The following is a 16,811-nucleotide window of genomic DNA, read 5'->3' as shown; positions in this document are numbered from 1 at the left end:
TTTGCCAATACCCCGGACGGGGATGGAGACGCAGATGAAATACATGACCACATACGACATGATGGAAACCGCGCGGAACACCAATGCCTGGATGGGCGCGACCGCGCGGGCGATGGCATCTTATCCGGTGTTTGCGCTGTCAATGAACCCACTGCTCCCGTTGATGGCAGCCTGGGGTGAGGTGACAGAGCGAACCTTTGACCGGATGGTGGTCAAGCCCGACTGGGGCATCCGATCGATCGTGGGGCCAGATGGCACCGATCATCTGGTGGATGTTAAACCGGTGGTGGAGCGTCCCTTTGGTAGCCTGATCCAGTTCTTTGTGCGCCGTCGCGAACCGATGAAGCGCCGGGTGCTGCTGGTGGCCCCGATGTCGGGGCACTACGCGACACTGCTGCGCTCGACCGTGCTGTCGCTGCTGCCAGATTGTGATGTGTTCATCACCGACTGGCACAATGCGCGCGATATTCCCGTCAGCGCGGGCAAGTTCGATATTGAGGATTACACGCTGTATCTGGCTGACTTCATGCGCGAGCTCGGGTCGGATATTCACGTTATCGCGGTGTGTCAGCCGGTGCCGCTGACCTTGGCCGCAACGGCCTATCTGGCCGCCGAAGACCCAAGCGCACAGCCGCGCAGCCTCACGCTGATCGGTGGGCCAGTGGATCCGGACGCCGCAGCAACCGAAGTGACCGATTTTGGCCGCCGGGTGACGATGGGGCAGCTGGAGCAATTGGCGATCCAGCGCGTGGGCTTCAAGTTCAAGGGTGCGGGGCGACTGGTTTATCCAGGGCTGTTGCAGCTGCAAAGCTTTATCTCGATGAACGGCGACCGTCACTCAAAGGCGTTCAGCGAACAGATCATGCGCGTGGCACGGGGCGAGGCGTCGGATCACGACGCGCACAACCGGTTCTACGATGAGTATCTGGCCGTAATGGATATGACGGCAGAATTCTATCTGTCGACGGTGGAGCGTATCTTCAAAAACCGCGAGATTGCGAAGAATGAATTCGTGGTCGCCGGGCGTCGGGTGGATTTTGGCGCGATCACTGATGTTGCTGTGAAAATAGTCGAAGGTGCGAATGACGATATTTCCGCGCCTGGTCAGTGCCTTGCCGCACTGGATCTGTTGACAAACCTGCCTGATTCCAAAAAAGCCGCGCATTTGGAGCCGGGCGCGGGGCATTACGGGATCTTTGCGGGCAAGTCGTGGCGGATGAACATCCGGCCGCTGGTCTTGTCATTCATCGACGCCAATTCGGACACGCCAAAGCCGGCCCAAAATGTCGTGACGCTGGCCTCAGCGTAGGATCATCGGGCCGGACAGAAAGCCCTCGATCGCCGTGGTCACGGCATCGGGGGCCTCTAGCATCGGAAGATGGCCCGCGGCATCAATCCGCTTCAGTGCCGCAGTAGGCATCAGATCACGGGAAAACTCTTGCCGACGCAGCGGCAACAGAGTGTCGGCAACCCCCGCCAGAAACAACGTCGGCACAGTTGCGCGCGCCAAAGTGCGTTGCTGATCGGGGCGGCGTTGCAAGGCGCGGCATTGGCGCAAATAGACCCCTTCGCCCAGACCCAAAGCCATATCCTGCATCAACGCCAGAACCGCAGGGCGATCTGCTGTATCGGCCAAACAGTCGACGGGCACATCTTCTGCAATTGCGACCTTCAGTCGCCCAGCTTGCGCCGCCACCATCCGCGCCTCTCTCAGGGCCGCCATCTGAGGTGTCTCGGCCAGCGGATCGGTGGCCAACACCACCAGCCGCGCGACCCGTTCCGGCGCACGGCGCAGCATATCAAGCGCCACATGCCCGCCCAACCCGTGCCCGACCAGCGCAAAACGCGATGGAGCTTGGCGCAGGGCATCTTCACTCATCTTTTCAACCGTGTCCTGCACCGGCAGATAAATCTGTGCGGCATGCCGGGTGCCCAAAGCCACGATCTGCGGCAAGAATGCCCGCGCGTCCTGCATCAGACCGGGAATAAACAGGATCGGTTCGGGCATCATGACGCCTTTCGATGGGAGAGCCCACGTTAGTTCGAAATATGTAGCCAAGACGAAGAAATGACCAAGATTACCGCAAGAAAAATTGGAAAATTACAATTCCAATCCCTCATCCTGCACGCTGACCTAGCAGTTCAACAACAGCCTGTGCAATCGTTGCAAGGCACTCCGGGCTGGAAAAACGGTGATCCGCCCCTTTGATAAGGGTAAGACGAATATCTGGGCTGTCGGCGTGATCAAGCAGACGCAAAGCAACGCGTGGCGGCACGTCGGTATCAAGTGTGCCCTGCAACAACCTGACCGGAAAAGGCAAATCCAACGGCGCACGCAGCACCAGCCGGCCGCGACCTTCATCAATCAGACGACGCGTGATGATGTATGGATCGTCAGAATAATCCGACGGCAATTCCACCTGACCCTTCTGGATCAGATCATCACGTTGCGCATCGCTAAACCCTTCCCACATGCTGTCTTCCGTGAAGTCCGGCGCGGCGGCGATGCCGACCAGACCAGCAACGCGCTGCGGGATCTCCTTGGCCACCAAAAGCGAGACCCAACCGCCCATGGACGACCCCACAAGGATTTGCGGCCCGGCGGTCAGTTGGGTGATCGCGGCAAGCGCATCCTCGAACCAGTCGCCAATGGCACCATCCAGAAAATCGCCCGAAGACTGTCCATGACCGGAATAGTCAAAGCGCAGAAATGCCCGGCCCTGCTGTGCGGCCCAGTCTTGCAGAAACAGCGCCTTGGTTCCCGTCATATCAGACCGAAAGCCACCCAGAAAAACGATGCCGGGCCCCTGCCCCTCAGTCTGATGATAGGCGATCCGGCGCGATTGCGGGGTGGTCAGAAAGTGCGGCTGTGTCATGGCGTCCTCCGTCCTCGCCCTTCTATGCGCCTCGTGTTGACTTTGCCAAGCACCGGGCGCAAAAACGCGCCCGATATAACCCGCAACCGGGCGTTTCGTAGGCGCCAAAACGACGAGGAGGCCAATATGGCACAAATCTCACTCACCTTTCCCGATGGCAATGTGCGCAGCTATGAGGCGGGCGTGACGCCTGCCGAGGTGGCGGCGTCAATCGCGCCATCTTTGGCCAAGGCCGCGATTTCGGCACAGGTAAACGGCGCGCATTGGGATCTGGCCTGGCCGATCCCGGCGGATGCGGCGCTGTCGATCAACACTCTGAAGGATGAGGCTCCGGCGCTGGAACTGATCCGGCATGACTGCGCGCACATCATGGCGCGCGCGGTGCAGGAGATCTGGCCTGATGTGAAGGTCACCATCGGCCCGGTGCGCGACTACGGCTGGTTTTACGATTTTGATCGGGCAGAGCCGTTCACGCCAGACGATCTTGGCCAGATCGAAGCGAAGATGAAACGGATCATCAACGCACGCGAACTTGTCAAAACAGAACTATGGGATAGGGAACGCACGCGGAAATACTATGAAGATCGCGGTGAGCCTTTCAAAATCGAACTATTGGACCGGATTCCGGCGGGTGAAGACATCCGCATGTATTGGCACGGCAACTGGCAGGATCTGTGCCGCGGTCCGCATCTGCAACACACAGGTCAAGTGCCCGCTGATGGCTTCAAGCTGACCCATGTGGCAGGCGCCTATTGGCTTGGCGACAACACACGCCCGATGTTGCAACGCATTTATGGCGTGGCCTTCAAGAACCGCGACGACCTGAAAGCCCATATGACCATGCTGGAGGAAGCCGCAAAACGCGACCACCGCAAGCTGGGCCGCGAGATGGGTCTGTTCCATATGCAAGAGGAAGCGCCGGGCCAGATTTTCTGGCATCCGAATGGCTGGAACATCTATGTATCCTTGCAAGATTACATGCGCCGCCAGCAACGCCGCGACGGCTATGTCGAGGTCAACACACCGCAGGTGGTGAACCGCAAGCTGTGGGAAGCGTCCGGGCATTGGGAAAACTATCAGGAAAACATGTTCATCGTGGAGGTAGACGAAGAGCACGCACGCGAAAAAACGGTGAATGCGCTCAAGCCGATGAACTGCCCCTGCCACGTGCAGATTTTCAACGTGGGGCTGAAAAGCTATCGGGATCTGCCGCTACGGATGGCGGAATTTGGGTCGTGCAACCGGTATGAGCCATCGGGCGCTTTGCACGGCATCATGCGGGTGCGCGGATTTACGCAAGACGACGCGCATATCTTCTGCACGCTGGAGCAGGTGGAAGCCGAGTCGAAAAAATTCATTGAACTGCTGGCGCGGGTCTATTCCGATCTTGGGTTCGACAAATGGCGCGTCAAGCTGTCGACGCGGCCCGAAAAGCGGGTCGGCTCGGATGAGATCTGGGACAAAATGGAGACAGCACTGGCAAACGCCTGCACCGCTGCGGGCCATGCGTATGAGGTGTATCCGGGTGAAGGCGCGTTTTATGCGCCCAAGCTGGAATTCGTGCTGACCGACGCCATCGGCCGCGACTGGCAGTGTGGCACCTTGCAATTGGACCCGAACCTGCCAGAGCGGCTTGATGCGGCCTATATCGGGGAAGACGGGGCGAAGCACCGGCCGATCATGCTGCACCGCGCGGTGCTAGGCTCCTTCGAACGGTTCATCGGCATTCTGATCGAGAACTTCGCCGGCAAGCTGCCGTTCTGGCTGGCGCCGCGTCAGGTGGTGGTGGCGTCGATCGTGTCCGATGCTGATCCCTATGTGGCCGAGGTCGTCACCGCGCTGACGCTGGCGGGGGTGCGGGCAGAAGCTGACATGCGCAATGAGAAGATCAATTACAAAGTGCGCGAGCATTCGGTGGGCAAAGTGCCGGTCATTCTGGCGATCGGCATGAAGGAAGTGGATGAGCGGACTGTTTCAGTAAGGCGTTTGGGTGAAACACAAACGCATACGACCAGCCTTGATGCGATTCTTGCCGAACTGACTGCCGAGGCGCTGCCACCAGATATGCGATAAGGTAACTGATTGAATAGATTGAAGAGGCGTCGGATGGTTCCGGCGCCTTTTGCATTGGTGATCCAGTTTCAGGTTTCGTTACATCTTCACAAAGAAGTCTTTTACACCGCCCTTGCGTAACGCAAAGGCCCCTGCCCCCGTATCGCTCAGTGCATCGTAAACCTGCGATGCGCTGGTCCAATTCAGGGAGCGACCCATGTCTTATCACACCAAAACCCTTGCTGTTGCCGGAGCACTTGCCGCGGCCCTTGCCGCCCAAATGTCCGGTCCTGCCCACGCGCAGGAGATGGAGAAATGCTTTGGCGTGTCTTTGGCGGGCAAGAATGATTGCGCCGCTGGTCCCGGCACGACCTGCGCTGGCAGCTCGAAGGTGGACTATCAGGGCAACGCCTGGACGCTGGTTCCTGCGGGCACATGCGCCACGATGGAATTGCCCGAAGGCCGTATGGGCGCGCTGGAAGCGTTGGAGCGCGACCTGCCGGCGTGAAGCCTTTCGGTACTGTCGGACTGGGGGGCTTCGCGCCCCCCAGTCCCCCGCGGGATATTTTCAAACAGAAAATGAAGGGGAGCGCGATGCTCGACTCAGGTCATTCGGTTCTGCCACCTGCGCCCGGGGTTGGCTACAAGCCACAACATTTTGCCGCGATCATGGCGGAGGCGGGGCCAGTCGGCTGGCTGGAGATTCATGCCGAGAATTACATGGGCGCTGGGGGGCGGCCTTTGGCGCAATTGCGCGCGCTGGCAGAGCGGTTTGCACTATCTGTGCATGGGGTGGGGCTGTCGATTGGCGGCGAAGGGCCGCTGGATGCAGAACACCTGGCGCGGCTGAAAGCTTTGTGCGGCTGGCTACACCCAGCCAGCTTTTCCGAGCATCTGGCTTGGTCAACGCATGATGGGGTTTTCCTGAACGATCTGCTGCCCCTGCCCTATACAACGGCGACCATCAGGCGGGTGTGCGATCACATCGACCGGGTGCAAAACGTGCTTGGGCGGCGGATGTTGCTGGAAAACCCGTCAACCTACTTGGCCTTTGCCGAGACAGAAATGGACGAGGTGGCTTTTCTGACCGAGATAGCAAAGCGTACCGGCTGCGGGCTGCTCTTGGATGTGAACAATGTGTTCGTAAGCGGGGTCAACCAAAGCTTTGATCCGGCAGACTATATTCGCCGTTTTCCGCATGATCTGGTAGGCGAGATCCATCTGGGTGGCCATGCTGAGGATGAAGCCGATCACGGTATGCCTCTGTTGATTGACGCCCATGGTTCTGAAGTGGCAGATCCGGTCTGGGCGCTGTATGCGGCCTGCGTGTCACAGAGCGGACCTAAACCAACATTGATTGAATGGGACAATGATGTGCCTGACTGGCCCGTGCTGAGAGAGGAAGCAGTGCGGGCAGCATCGGTGTTGCAGGTTGCCAAATGACACAAGCGCAATTTTTCGATGCGCTGCTTACGCCCGAGGCAGCACCGCCGCCGGGGCTGGTGGATCCGCTGGGCCGCGTGGCTCCGCGCCGCTTTGACGTGTATCGCAACAATGTGGCGATCTCGTTGGTTCGCGCCCTGGAAGACGGGTTTCCCGTCGTCCGGCGGCTGGTAGGTGAAGCGTTCTTTGCCGCCATGGCGCTGGTGCATCTGCGCGCTCATCCGCCAAAAGGGCCACTTCTGGTGACCTATGGCGCTGAGTTTCCGGGCTTTCTGGAGCGGTTTCCACCCGTCGCCCATCTGGGCTATCTGCCCGATGTGGCGCGTCTGGAAGTTGTGTTGCGTGAAAGTTATCACGCAGCCGATGCTTTGCCTGTGGGTTCTGATGATCTTGCGGCACTGTCTGCTTCGCAGATTTTGACCAGCCGGATGCGGCTGGCGCCGTCACTGCGCCTGCTGCGTTCGGACTGGCCGGTCTGCACGATCTGGCGCGCGCAGACCGAAGGTGGCCCCGCGCCCGTTATGCAGGCCGAGGATGTGGCAGTGCTGCGCCCGGCATTTGATCCGCGGCCGCATTGCTTGCCTACAGGGGCGCTGAACGTGATCGCTGGGCTGGGCGATGGGCTCAGTCTTGAAAATGCGCTGGGGCTGGCCCCCGGTGTGGATGCCGGAGCACTTCTGACGTTGCTTCTGCAAGAACGTGGGATTGTGGAGATTTTGGCATGATACAGGTCTTGGTGACTTTGAGCGACCGTCTGACGCAAGGTCTGGACAGGCTTGCCCCTGAGATCCTGCCGCTGCTGGCGCGGCTGGTGTTTGCTGGCGTTTTGTTTGGCTATTTCTGGAGTTCGGCCCTGACCAAGCTGGGGCCGGGATTGCTGACGCCATCGGTTGGGGCCTATGCCCAGATCTTTCCGCGCGCGCTGGAGGCCGCCGGATATGACGCCAGCCAATTAGGTCTGTGGCCACGTCTGGTGGTTTTGGCAGGCACATGGGCTGAATTCGTGCTGCCGTTGATGATTGTTGCCGGGCTACTGGCACGTCTGGCAGCTTTGGGAATGATCGGCTTTGTCGTGGTGCAAAGTCTGACCGATGTTGTCGGCCATGGCGTGACGGGAGCGGCGCTGGGGGGCTGGTTTGACCGCGTGCCCGATGCACTCATTGTCGATCAGCGGGCGCTTTGGACCATGCTTTTGCTAGTGATCGTGATGTTGGGGGCGGGCGGGCTTTCGGCGGACCGATGGCTTCAGTCTGTGCGCAGAAAACAGCCGAGGGGCCAAAAAACCTGATGGATTGTTGTATCGCAGCGCCATCTTGGCCGGATTCTGCTTGATTTTAAAGGAATCTGAGTCATCCTTGGTTCAAGTGATGACAGACTTTCTGACCGCCTCGCAGACCGAAGGCCGTAGAAACTGGCGGAACGGCTTGCGGCAATTCCGCTGCGAGGTGAGTTGAGAGGAGAGACGGCATGCCAACCGGCACAGTAAAGTGGTTCAATGCGACCAAGGGCTTTGGTTTCATCGCACCTGATGACGGCGGGAAAGACATCTTTGTGCATATTTCTGCGGTTGAGCGCGCCGGGCTGCAAGGTCTGAACGACAACCAGAAAATTGCCTATGAACTGCAGTCCGGCCGTGATGGCCGTGAGTCGGCCAGCGATCTGCGCCTACTCTGACAGCGATATGATAAACTGAACGGCCCGCCTCGCGGGCCGTTTTCATTTGGTGATCTTAAGCCTGTCGCGTTTGATTGGATCAAGACATTCTCCCTGCACCCTGAGACAGCGTTCGCCGTTGCAAACGCGATCATGGTGCAACGTGAATTCAGTCAAGCGCGGAATGCACTAGCCGATCAGCGTATCCACGGTGGCTTGATCCCACCCCAGATACCATTTGCCATTTGCCTCGATCACCGGGCGTTTCATCACCGCAGGCTGACTGCGAATTTGCGCATCAGAATCCGAAGCTTTCAGAAAGTCACTGAAGCCACGATAGGTGGTGGAGGTTTTGTTGATGATCCGGTCGCCAAACTCACCGACAATCGTTTCAATCTCGGCCTCGCTCAGCGGGTCTTTGCGCACGTCGCGAAAGGTGACCGGATGGCCAGCAGCCTCAAGCGCCTTGATGGCCTTTTTGCAAGTGTCACAGGTAGATATGCCATACAGGATCATTGCAGCCTCGCTATTTTGCGGATTTCGCGCAAGCTAACGCGTTCGCGTCGAGGATGACAGTCCCCCTCCACCGTTATCCCAAAAGCGCGCGGGTGATCGCAACACCGGCCCATGCCGAAAAGGCGGTCAGTGTGGCCCCCCAAAGCGTATCTGTCACCACCATAGACCAGTGCCAGTCCCGCAGGATCGCATAGCTGGTGAACTCATATGTCCCGTAGGCCATGGCGCCAACAATCGCAGCTGGCAGCAAAAGTGGTGCGCCATCACGCAGGGCGGGCAGGCTCACCAGATACAAGAGCCCCGCGACATAGGCCGCATAGAACAGCCCGGCAGGCGCATAGCGGATTGGCTCTGCCATCAGCGCGCCGATATGGCGGGTGAACAGCGGCTTCATCACAAGGCTGAGCATGACCGCATCAACAATCAAAAACACCAGCGCGGTCGAGACATAGAGGGTAACAAGTTGCATTGATGGCTCCCTTTTGAGGGATGATAGAGCGCAGATCGTAAAGGTCACGCATTCTGTCGTCGGATTGTCTCTTGACATATCTTCGGCTGACCGTCCACGGGCGATGGCGAGAGATGGGCCTCGGCTCGACACAAGACATTGGCCTAAAAGACGCACGTGCAGCGGCTGCTAGGTGGAGAACTGTTGCGGCCCAAGAAATCGACCCAATCAAGCAGCGTGAATAAGAACGTCGAGCAGCACTTCTGAACTTGCACCTCTTGAAAGACATTGCGGTTGATGACCACAGCCGCGCCCGCGTCGCCATCCATGTGAACCCCGATGGGTCGATGGCTGTTGATGCGGCCATTGGCTTTTCTGAAAGCAGCATCAAACTGGCCGTCCAGAAACGGGCGCGGTGGGTGGTCAACCACGTGGTGGAAGCGCGGGATCGCTATGCCCATGTCCGCCCCAAGGAATACGTCTCTGGAGAGCAAGTTCTCTATCTTGGACGGCGGTATGTGCTGAAGGTGGTTCCCGTGGATAAGGCGGTGGTTGTCGTGCGTCTCAAGGGCAATCGCTTGGAGGTTCAATCAACCAGTGGTAACCCGGACGACATCAAGGGCCGCATCCGTGCATGGTATCGTGTCAAAGGCCGTGACTACCTCGCCCGCCGGATGAATACTCTGACCCAGACGCTGCCATGGTCAAAGAGCCCACCACCGTTCCGGCTGTTGGAGATGTCCAGCCGATGGGGAAGCGGTTCACCGGCAGGAGAGATCATTCTGAACCCGCACCTCATCAAAGCGCCACGGAACTGCATCGACTATGTGTTGATCCATGAAATGGCCCACCTCAGGCACCACGACCACAGCCCCGAGTTCTGGAAACTGATCGATGCCCACGCGGGCGATTGGCGGAAGGCAAAGTATCATCTTGATGCTTTGGTGGAGGTCTTGATTTCGGAATGATCCTCACCTCTCACCTTGACGTGAACCGCTATCTCGAGATTGCAGCTCCCACGCAATACGGTCTTGCCGAAGTAGAATGCACTCTGGGGCAACGATTTTCAAAGACTGGAGGCCTATTGGCCAACAAGATGGTGCTAACCTCATCCATGGACGTTCCCTTCCGTAGCGGTAGCTCAACACCCGCAACCATAGCACATCGATGCCGCCGGGGGACCTCCACCCCATCGATCACATAGCAGCTTCGATGCGGGGTTTTCTGAGGATTTCGCAACCATTGGATGCGGCGTCTTTTCCCGCTGATGGAGTTTCCGCTATGACCAGCTATGCGGACCTTTCTGCCGTTCTTTGCACCCGCGCAAAAACCATTCGCGGTTTCGGCATCATCAACGTGGAGGGAGGCAAGCGGCCTGTCGCTGCCGTGGCATTGACATTTACCGACTCCCGCAACAGCAGACGCTGGCCATGGCCTCCTTGCGCGATGATACCCTTGCGCAGGATACAGACTTTACAAATAGGCGCGGTCTTCTGGCCCTTGTTATGTGACGCCATGAAGAAAGACGAGCTGATGCCGCATTGTTGCGACACGTGCCGACGCTCGGATATTTCGAAAACGTTTTATTCTTTGCTAGGTGATGAGAATTGGCTCGTGGAAGAACTGGACGCGCGTGGCGCAAGCGCCGTGATCCCACCGAAAGCGAACCGCAAGTATCAGCGCGACTATGACGCCGACGCTTACAAGTAGCGGCAACTGGTCGATAACCACTTCGCAAAAACAAATGAAATCAGTGGCATAGCAACGCTCTACGATAAAACGGATTGCATCTACATAGCCAGTTGGAACCTTGCCGCTGCCTTGATTGTATCAAGATGAATGTCCACGGCCTCTAATCTGTACATGGGGCACAAACTGACCTGTATCAAAGACGGGCCAAGGTTACTGCATCAAGCTTGTTTTTCAATCGGGCGACCTGGCTGGGTCGACGGCGCACTGAACAACACTATGCCGCTCTTGTTCACCTGGGGAGGAACGATGGCAAAGACAATCATTGCAAAGAATACCCCTGAGGGAAACCGGGCAAACCTTCCGACAGGCTGGGAGGCCGCTCGAGCGCGTCTGCAGGGGTTGCCGGGGGGCGGGCTGAATATTGCGCATGAGGCGCTGGACCGGCATGTGGTTGCAGGGCACGGGACGCAACCAGCACTGATCTGGCTTGGCCGGAATGGGCAGCGGGAAATCCTGACCTATGCCGATCTGGCGGTCGATGCGGCGCGTTTTGCTCACGTCCTTCGCGCTCATGGTGTCGAGCGTGGGGAAAGTCTGTTCTTGCTATCAGGCCGAGTGTCGGCGCTTTACGCCGCCACACTAGGCGCGCTGAAGGCCGGGGTCGTGGTCAGCCCGCTGTTTGCAGCCTTTGGTCCCGAGCCGGTACGAGCGCGAATGGAGATCGGCGAGGCTTCGGCGCTGGTGACAACTGCGCAGCACTACATGCGCAAGGTGGCGCCTTGGCGCGCCGAAATGCCGGGCCTGAAGCTGGTGCTGATCATCGGCGACGACGCGCCCGATGGCTGCGTTGCGCTTGGCCCCGCCATGGCGGCAGCGCCCGAGCGCTTCGATGCCGAACCCACCGGCCCCGAGGACATTGCGCTGCTGCATTTCACTTCGGGCACGACGGGCCTGCCGAAGGGCGTTGTGCATGTTCATCAGGCGGTGGTGGCCCATGCGGAAACCGGGCGGCTGGCGCTCGATCTGCGCCCTGGCGATATCTACTGGTGTACTGCCGATCCCGGTTGGGTCACGGGCATGAGCTACGGTATCATCTCGCCGCTGTGCAACCGGGTGACGATGGTGGTGGACGAGGCCGAGTTCGACCTTCAGCGCTGGTATGAAATTTTGGAACGAGAGGGCGTGCAGGTCTGGTACACTGCGCCAACGGCGATCCGCATGATGATGCGTGCAGGCGCCGAAGCGGCGAAGGGGCGCGATTTCTCGGCGCTCAGGTTCCTCGCCTCGGTAGGCGAGCCGTTGAATGCCGAATGCGTGCTCTGGGGGCAGCAGGTCTTTGGCCTGCCGTTCCATGACAACTGGTGGCAGTCCGAAACTGGTGGGATCATGATCGCCAATACCGCCGACATGGACATCAAGCCCGGCGCCATGGGCAAGCCCCTGCCGGGGATCGAGGCCGGGATCGTCAGTGTTGACGGCGACACCGTCACCGAACTGCCCGACAGAAAGATTGGCGAACTGGCGCTGCGCCCAGGCTGGCCGTCGATGATGCGCGCCTATCTGGGCCAGCCAGAGCGCTACGCGAAATGCTTCAAGGATGGCTGGTACCTGACCGGAGATCTGGCGATGCGCGACGCGGATGGATATTTCTGGTTCGTGGGCCGGGCCGATGACCTGATCAAATCCGCCGGACATCTGATCGGCCCGTTCGAGGTGGAAAGCGCGCTGATCGAACACGCGGCCGTGGCTGAGGCCGCTGTGATCGGCTTGCCCGACGAAACCGCGGGCGAGGTAGTCAAGGCTTTTGTGACGCTGAAGTCGGGTTTCGAGGCGAGCGAGGCGCTGGAGCGCGAATTGCGCGGCCATGCCCGCAAGCGCCTCGGCCCTGCGGTCGCCCCGCGCGAGATCGTGTTTCGCAATTCCCTGCCGCGCACACGATCGGGCAAGATCATGCGCCGCCTACTGCGCGCGCGAGAACTGGGCCTGCCCGAGGGTGATCTATCCACGTTGGAAGGGGATTCGACATGACCAAGGTGAAGCTGAACCACGCCCATGCGCTGGACCTGCTGAGTGGCATGATCCGTATCCGGCGGTTCGAGGAAAAATGCTACGAACTTTACACGCAGGAACATATCCGCGGCTTTCTGCATCTCTATGATGGCGAAGAGGCGATTGCCGTGGGTGTCTCGGCGGCGCTGGAGGAGCGGGACCGCGTGGTGTCCACCTATCGCGAGCATGGCCACGCGCTGGCGCGCGGCATGAGCATGGAATCGGCGCTGGCCGAGATGTACGGCAAGGCCACGGGCTGCGCAGGTGGGCGTGGCGGGTCCATGCACCTCTTTGACCAGGAAACTAACCTCTATGGCGGTAACGCCATCGTCGGCGGCGGGTTGCCGCTGGCAGTGGGATTGGGCCTTGGCGATGCAATGCAGGGCAAAGATCGGGTCACCGTCTGCTTTTTCGGCGACGGGGCGCTGGCCGAAGGAGCGTTTCACGAATCTATGAACCTGGCCGCGCTGTGGAAGCTGCCGGTACTCTTCGTGCTGGAAAACAACCTCTATGCCATGGGCACGGCGGTGGAGCGCGTGCAGGCCAATACCGATTTCACCGCGCGCGCCGCCAGCTACGGCATGCCTGCGGAATCAGTGGACGGCAACGATGTGGTGTCAGTCGAAGCCGCCGCGCGTCGGCTGGTGGAAGCGATCCGGGCGGGCGAGGGGCCACAATTCCTGCACTGCCGCACCTATCGCACCCGCCCGCATTCCATGTTCGACGCCGAAAAATATCGCGACAAGGCCGAGGTGGCCGACTGGCGCAGGAAAAGCCCGATAACCCGCTATCAGTCCTGGCTTGTGGACAATGGACTGGTGCGGCAGGACGAGATCGACGCCATTGAGGCCGAGGTCGAGGCGCAGTTGCGCAACGCCGTCGCTGCTTGTGAGCAGGCGCCGTGGGAACCGGTTGAAGACCTGGCGCGCCACACGGTTGCCGAAACCCGCCCCGCGCCCCCACAACCGTTGAACCCCGGCAGGATGGTGGACAGCACCTATCGCGACTGCTGCCGAGCGGCCATCACCGATGCCATGCTGCGGGATGAACGGGTGTTCATGATGGGCGAGGACATCGGTGCCTATGGCGGCTGTTATGCGGTATCGACCGGGCTTCTGGCCGAGTTCGGCACTGATCGCATCCGCGACACCCCACTGGCCGAGGGCGGCTTTACCGGCGCGGGGATCGGTGCAGCCTTGGCAGGCATGCGTCCCATCGTCGAAATCATGACCGTCAATTTCTCGCTACTGGCGCTTGATCAGATCCTGAACACGGCGGCCAGTCTGCGCCACATGTCGGGCGGGCAGTTCGGCGTGCCGCTGGTAATCCGCATGGCAACGGGTGCCGGGCGACAGCTTGCGGCGCAGCATTCGCATTCTCTGGAGAATTATTACGCCCATATCCCCGGCCTGCGCGTCGTGGCCCCTGCCACGCTGGAGGATGCGCGCGGCATGCTCTGGACGGCGCTTGCCGACCCCGACCCTGTGATCATGTTCGAGCATGTGATGCTTTACAACATGGCCGGGCAGATCGCGAAAAACGCGGGAGCAGTGGATATAGACCGCGCCGTGGTGCGGCGAAAGGGGCGCGATGTGACACTGATCTCCTGGTCGCTGTCCATGTGGAAGGCGCTCGAGGCCGCCGAGGAGCTAGTGAAACATGGGATCGAGGCCGAGGTGATCGACTTGCGCAGCCTGCGCCCCATTGATGATGAAACGATCATGGAGTCCGTCGCCCGCACTCGCCGCGCGGTTGTTGTGGATGAAAGCTGGCGGACCGGATCACTTGCCGGTGAGATCGCCGCGCGGGTGCAGGAGCATTGCTTCTGGCATCTGGACGCGCCCGTGGGCAGGGTATGTGCGGCTGAGGTTCCGGTGCCTTATCCGAAACATCTGGAAACCGCCGTGCTGCCGCAGGTTGCCGATATCGTCGCTGCGGTGAAGGCATTGCCGGGGGTGGGACAATGAGCATGTTCACCATGCCCTCGCTAGGCGCCGACATGGAGGAAGGCAAGCTGACCGAATGGCTGGTCAAGCCCGGTGACCGATTGGCGCGCGGCGATATCGTGGCGGTGGTAGAAACCCAGAAAGGGGCCATCGAGATCGAGATATTCGAGGCGGGCGAGGTGGCGCAACTGATCGCCGCGCCGGGCCAGACCTTGCCCGTGGGCGCGCCGCTGGCGCGCATCCGCAAGCTGGGCGAGGAGGACGCGGAGGTGCCTGAACCAACGCCCGCAAAGGCGATAAAGACGCCGGAACCTGCGTCCGCATCTATCCCGCCAGAACCCGTCGCACCACGACCCGCCGCAGAACCCGCCGCAGAACTGGCACCAAAAAAGCCTGCGCCGCCGGTGCGTTGGACGGTCGACCATGCCGAGCCCGCGCCGGGACAGGGTGCGTTGGCTTCGCCCGCCGCCAAGGCGCGCGCAGCGGAAGCTCTGCTTGAACTGGCCGCGCTCACCGGCTCGGGCCCCGGCGGGGCGGTCCTGCTTTCCGATGTCGAGGCGCATGTGAAGGCGGCCCTCGCTGCGCAGGCCGCGCCGCCAGAACCCACTGAAAAGCCCGCTGCGAAAGGCAAGCCCGGCCTGAACATGGCCGAGATGCGACGCGCCATCGCCGCCGCCATGAGCCGTTCCAAGCGCGAAATCCCGCATTACTACCTTTCACATCGGATCGACTTGCAGACGGCGCAGGACTGGCTGACAATAACAAACGTCGAGCGCAGCCCAGACAAGCGCCTGCTGATGGGCGCGCTTCTGATCCGCGCCACGGTGCGCGCGCTGGCGAAAGTGCCTGAACTCAATGGGCGCTTCGAAGGCGAGGACTACGCACCCAGTGAGGACATCCATTGCGGCATTGCCGTGGCCATGCGCGGCGGTGGGTTGATTGCGCCTGCGATCATGGAGGCGCAGGACAAGGGGCTGGACCCGACCATGGACGCCATTCGCGACCTGGTAGCCCGCACCCGCACCGGACGGCTGCGAAACAGCGAAGTCACGCGGGGCACCATCACCATTTCAAGCCTGGGCGAAAGCGGAGTGGACGCACTTTTTGGCGTCATCTATCCCCCACAGGTCGCACTTGTGGGCTTTGGCCGCCCCCGCGTGGACGCTATCGTCCGGGCCGGCGCTGTGGGCGCGCGGGTCTGCGTCACGGTAACTCTCGCTGCTGATCACCGCGTCAGCGATGGCCGCCGCGGCGCCGTTTTTCTTGCCGAAATCGACTTATTGCTGCAGGAGCCAGAACGACTATGAACCCCCACGAGATCCGCGCCGCCTTCATCGAAGACCTGACATCGGTCGCCCCGGACATCGACCCGGACACGCTGGAGGATGACGAGCATCTGCAAGATGATCTGGGCCTTGATTCGATGGATTTCCTGAACCTAGTCAGCGCGCTGCACAAACGCTTTGGCCTGCCGATACCGGAATCGGATTATCCCGAGCTGGCAACCCCCGCAAAGGCCGTTTGCTATCTTGGACGGGCGTTAGCGCGCTGACGGGGATGTGGCAGTGCGTGATGCGGGCGATGGCGATAGTGTGGCTGGCGTTTGGGCTGTTCGTTGCAGCCCTTGGCCCGGCGCAGGCCGATGTACCTGCCGATGACCGCATGGTGCTGCATGTGTTCTGGAGCCTGGCCTGCCCGGTCTGCATCCGCCAAAAACCTGGGCTTGATGGACTTGATGCACGTTTTTCGGCGGTGCGGGTTTCTGGCGTGCGCGTCGAATTGATGGAGCTTTCACGCTCTGACAGCTACCATGCGCTGTTGATTGCCACGTAGAATTGACCCGGCATTGTCACCGAGATCTGACCCACCCAGTTGTTATGTTCTGCGCGTCATGTTGGCGTCAATGCTGGTGTTTCCTTCCGTTTCTTTTTCGCTGTTTCTAAGCTGGCCTTGAAGCGGTAGCTGTCATTGCCTGTCTCCAGAATGTGGCAGCGGTGGGTGAGGCGATCGAGCAGCGCGGTGGTCATTTTGGCGCCCCCAAAGACCGTGGCCCACTCGGCGAAGCTCAGGTTGGTGGTGATGATGACGCTGGTGCGCTCGTAAAGCTTGCTCAGGAGGTGGAAGAGCAAGGCACCG

20 protein-coding genes are annotated in these 16,811 nt (G+C 60.2%); 15 read left to right on the top strand and 5 right to left on the bottom strand.

The genetic code is table 11. The features are described from left to right. The first annotated feature begins 34 nt into the window (after window positions 1-34). On the top strand, window positions 35-1,309 hold the full coding sequence (phaZ, locus tag Q8K08_RS07910) for a polyhydroxyalkanoate depolymerase (protein ID WP_305249714.1): 1,275 nt from the start codon (window positions 35-37) through the stop codon (window positions 1,307-1,309). On the opposite strand, the gene Q8K08_RS07905 is transcribed toward phaZ, so the two are convergent. Together Q8K08_RS07905 and Q8K08_RS07900 are read right to left on the bottom strand one after the other, a co-directional pair. Next, window positions 1,301-2,008 carry an alpha/beta fold hydrolase gene (locus tag Q8K08_RS07905; protein WP_304797072.1) on the bottom strand — a complete coding sequence of 236 codons (708 nt, stop codon included), beginning with the start codon at window positions 2,006-2,008 and terminating at the stop codon, window positions 1,301-1,303. The two genes, phaZ and Q8K08_RS07905, sit on opposite strands and share 9 nt — an antisense overlap. Before the next feature lie 109 nt (window positions 2,009-2,117). Beyond that, a complete protein-coding gene (locus Q8K08_RS07900) occupies window positions 2,118-2,876 on the bottom strand; it encodes a carboxylesterase (RefSeq protein WP_305249713.1) in 759 nt (252 codons plus the stop codon). A gap of 126 nt (window positions 2,877-3,002) precedes the next feature. Here Q8K08_RS07900 and thrS point away from each other — a divergent pair, with 126 nt between their 5' ends. The 6 genes from thrS to Q8K08_RS07870 all read left to right on the top strand — a co-directional run bounded on the left by thrS (window position 3,003) and on the right by Q8K08_RS07870 (window position 8,045). Continuing rightward, window positions 3,003-4,949, top strand: a complete 1,947-nt coding sequence (gene thrS / locus Q8K08_RS07895) for a threonine--tRNA ligase (RefSeq protein WP_305249712.1) — start codon at window positions 3,003-3,005, stop codon at window positions 4,947-4,949. Window positions 4,950-5,145: 196 nt separating this feature from the next. Beyond that, a complete protein-coding gene (locus tag Q8K08_RS07890) occupies window positions 5,146-5,436 on the top strand; it encodes a DUF2282 domain-containing protein (RefSeq protein WP_304797067.1) in 291 nt (96 codons plus the stop codon). An 86-nt stretch (window positions 5,437-5,522) separates the two neighbouring features. Beyond that, window positions 5,523-6,371 carry a DUF692 domain-containing protein gene (locus Q8K08_RS07885; protein ID WP_305249711.1) on the top strand — a complete coding sequence of 283 codons (849 nt, stop codon included), beginning with the start codon at window positions 5,523-5,525 and terminating at the stop codon, window positions 6,369-6,371. Then, window positions 6,368-7,096, top strand: a complete 729-nt coding sequence (locus Q8K08_RS07880) for a DUF2063 domain-containing protein (RefSeq protein WP_304797063.1) — start codon at window positions 6,368-6,370, stop codon at window positions 7,094-7,096. Before Q8K08_RS07885 ends, Q8K08_RS07880 begins: the two co-directional genes overlap by 4 nt. Further along, the gene (locus Q8K08_RS07875) at window positions 7,093-7,659 is read left to right on the top strand and encodes a DoxX family membrane protein (protein WP_304797062.1); all 567 of its coding nucleotides are present in this window, start codon (window positions 7,093-7,095) and stop codon (window positions 7,657-7,659) included. The genes Q8K08_RS07880 and Q8K08_RS07875 overlap by 4 nt, the downstream gene beginning before the upstream one ends. Window positions 7,660-7,838: 179 nt before the next feature. Then, window positions 7,839-8,045, top strand: a complete 207-nt coding sequence (locus Q8K08_RS07870) for a cold-shock protein (RefSeq protein ID WP_103332975.1) — start codon at window positions 7,839-7,841, stop codon at window positions 8,043-8,045. A gap of 168 nt (window positions 8,046-8,213) precedes the next feature. Here Q8K08_RS07870 and Q8K08_RS07865 read toward each other — a convergent pair whose 3' ends face one another. Then, a complete protein-coding gene (locus Q8K08_RS07865; RefSeq protein ID WP_304796432.1) occupies window positions 8,214-8,540 on the bottom strand; it encodes an arsenate reductase family protein in 327 nt (108 codons plus the stop codon). 73 nt (window positions 8,541-8,613) lie between these two features. Beyond that, complete coding sequence (locus Q8K08_RS07860) at window positions 8,614-9,009, bottom strand: DUF2177 family protein (protein ID WP_304796435.1); 396 nt, start codon at window positions 9,007-9,009, stop codon at window positions 8,614-8,616. A 71-nt stretch (window positions 9,010-9,080) separates the two neighbouring features. Between Q8K08_RS07860 and Q8K08_RS21965 the strand changes: the two genes are divergently transcribed. The 8 genes from Q8K08_RS21965 to Q8K08_RS07825 all read left to right on the top strand — a co-directional run bounded on the left by Q8K08_RS21965 (window position 9,081) and on the right by Q8K08_RS07825 (window position 16,508). Further along, window positions 9,081-9,233: an integrase arm-type DNA-binding domain-containing protein gene (locus Q8K08_RS21965; protein WP_370654086.1), complete on the top strand. Its 153-nt coding sequence runs from the start codon at window positions 9,081-9,083 to the stop codon at window positions 9,231-9,233. Between the two features lie 24 nt (window positions 9,234-9,257). Beyond that, complete coding sequence (locus tag Q8K08_RS07855) at window positions 9,258-9,956, top strand: M48 family metallopeptidase (protein WP_370870532.1); 699 nt, start codon at window positions 9,258-9,260, stop codon at window positions 9,954-9,956. A gap of 313 nt (window positions 9,957-10,269) precedes the next feature. Beyond that, a complete protein-coding gene (locus tag Q8K08_RS07850) occupies window positions 10,270-10,698 on the top strand; it encodes a hypothetical protein (protein ID WP_304796440.1) in 429 nt (142 codons plus the stop codon). Between the two features lie 288 nt (window positions 10,699-10,986). Continuing rightward, a complete protein-coding gene (gene acsA / locus Q8K08_RS07845) occupies window positions 10,987-12,708 on the top strand; it encodes an acetate--CoA ligase (protein ID WP_305249709.1) in 1,722 nt (573 codons plus the stop codon). Next, on the top strand, window positions 12,705-14,696 hold the full coding sequence (pdhA, locus tag Q8K08_RS07840) for a pyruvate dehydrogenase (acetyl-transferring) E1 component subunit alpha (protein WP_305249708.1): 1,992 nt from the start codon (window positions 12,705-12,707) through the stop codon (window positions 14,694-14,696). Before acsA ends, pdhA begins: the two co-directional genes overlap by 4 nt. Beyond that, window positions 14,693-15,982, top strand: coding sequence for a dihydrolipoamide acetyltransferase family protein (locus Q8K08_RS07835; protein WP_305249707.1), 1,290 nt, complete (start codon window positions 14,693-14,695; stop codon window positions 15,980-15,982). The genes pdhA and Q8K08_RS07835 overlap by 4 nt, the downstream gene beginning before the upstream one ends. Further along, window positions 15,979-16,227, top strand: a complete 249-nt coding sequence (locus tag Q8K08_RS07830; RefSeq protein WP_304798176.1) for an acyl carrier protein — start codon at window positions 15,979-15,981, stop codon at window positions 16,225-16,227. Before Q8K08_RS07835 ends, Q8K08_RS07830 begins: the two co-directional genes overlap by 4 nt. A gap of 29 nt (window positions 16,228-16,256) precedes the next feature. Continuing rightward, window positions 16,257-16,508 (top strand): hypothetical protein, encoded by a 252-nt coding sequence (locus Q8K08_RS07825; protein WP_304798174.1) that lies wholly within the window; start codon window positions 16,257-16,259, stop codon window positions 16,506-16,508. A gap of 56 nt (window positions 16,509-16,564) precedes the next feature. Here Q8K08_RS07825 and Q8K08_RS07820 read toward each other — a convergent pair. Continuing rightward, a partial coding sequence (locus tag Q8K08_RS07820; protein WP_305249706.1) for an ATP-binding protein occupies window positions 16,565-16,811 on the bottom strand: 247 nt, incomplete at its 5' end.

The sequence above is a fragment of the Pseudotabrizicola sp. genome (assembly GCF_030684215.1).
GTDB lineage: Bacteria > Pseudomonadota > Alphaproteobacteria > Rhodobacterales > Rhodobacteraceae > Pseudotabrizicola.
Note: the sequence above shows the minus strand (reverse complement) of the source record. Positions and strands in the feature narration are given on the sequence as shown.

Excerpts from the sequence above, each read along its gene's own strand:
- pdhA (WP_305249708.1), top strand. The coding sequence starts at position 12,705 with ATGACCAAGGTGAAGCTGAACCACGCCCATGCGCTGGACCTGCTGAGT.
- Q8K08_RS07880 (WP_304797063.1), top strand. The coding sequence starts at position 6,368 with ATGACACAAGCGCAATTTTTCGATGCGCTGCTTACGCCCGAGGCAGCA.
- acsA (WP_305249709.1), top strand. The coding sequence starts at position 10,987 with ATGGCAAAGACAATCATTGCAAAGAATACCCCTGAGGGAAACCGGGCA.
- Q8K08_RS07825 (WP_304798174.1), top strand. The coding sequence starts at position 16,257 with ATGGCGATAGTGTGGCTGGCGTTTGGGCTGTTCGTTGCAGCCCTTGGC.
- Q8K08_RS07875 (WP_304797062.1), top strand. The coding sequence starts at position 7,093 with ATGATACAGGTCTTGGTGACTTTGAGCGACCGTCTGACGCAAGGTCTG.
- Q8K08_RS07850 (WP_304796440.1), top strand. The coding sequence starts at position 10,270 with ATGACCAGCTATGCGGACCTTTCTGCCGTTCTTTGCACCCGCGCAAAA.
- thrS (WP_305249712.1), top strand. The coding sequence starts at position 3,003 with ATGGCACAAATCTCACTCACCTTTCCCGATGGCAATGTGCGCAGCTAT.
- Q8K08_RS07830 (WP_304798176.1), top strand. The coding sequence starts at position 15,979 with ATGAACCCCCACGAGATCCGCGCCGCCTTCATCGAAGACCTGACATCG.
- Q8K08_RS07860 (WP_304796435.1), bottom strand. The coding sequence starts at position 9,009 with ATGCAACTTGTTACCCTCTATGTCTCGACCGCGCTGGTGTTTTTGATT.
- phaZ (WP_305249714.1), top strand. The coding sequence starts at position 35 with ATGAAATACATGACCACATACGACATGATGGAAACCGCGCGGAACACC.
- Q8K08_RS07900 (WP_305249713.1), bottom strand. The coding sequence starts at position 2,876 with ATGACACAGCCGCACTTTCTGACCACCCCGCAATCGCGCCGGATCGCC.
- Q8K08_RS07835 (WP_305249707.1), top strand. The coding sequence starts at position 14,693 with ATGAGCATGTTCACCATGCCCTCGCTAGGCGCCGACATGGAGGAAGGC.
- Q8K08_RS07865 (WP_304796432.1), bottom strand. The coding sequence starts at position 8,540 with ATGATCCTGTATGGCATATCTACCTGTGACACTTGCAAAAAGGCCATC.
- Q8K08_RS07890 (WP_304797067.1), top strand. The coding sequence starts at position 5,146 with ATGTCTTATCACACCAAAACCCTTGCTGTTGCCGGAGCACTTGCCGCG.
- Q8K08_RS07905 (WP_304797072.1), bottom strand. The coding sequence starts at position 2,008 with ATGCCCGAACCGATCCTGTTTATTCCCGGTCTGATGCAGGACGCGCGG.
- Q8K08_RS07870 (WP_103332975.1), top strand. The coding sequence starts at position 7,839 with ATGCCAACCGGCACAGTAAAGTGGTTCAATGCGACCAAGGGCTTTGGT.
- Q8K08_RS07885 (WP_305249711.1), top strand. The coding sequence starts at position 5,523 with ATGCTCGACTCAGGTCATTCGGTTCTGCCACCTGCGCCCGGGGTTGGC.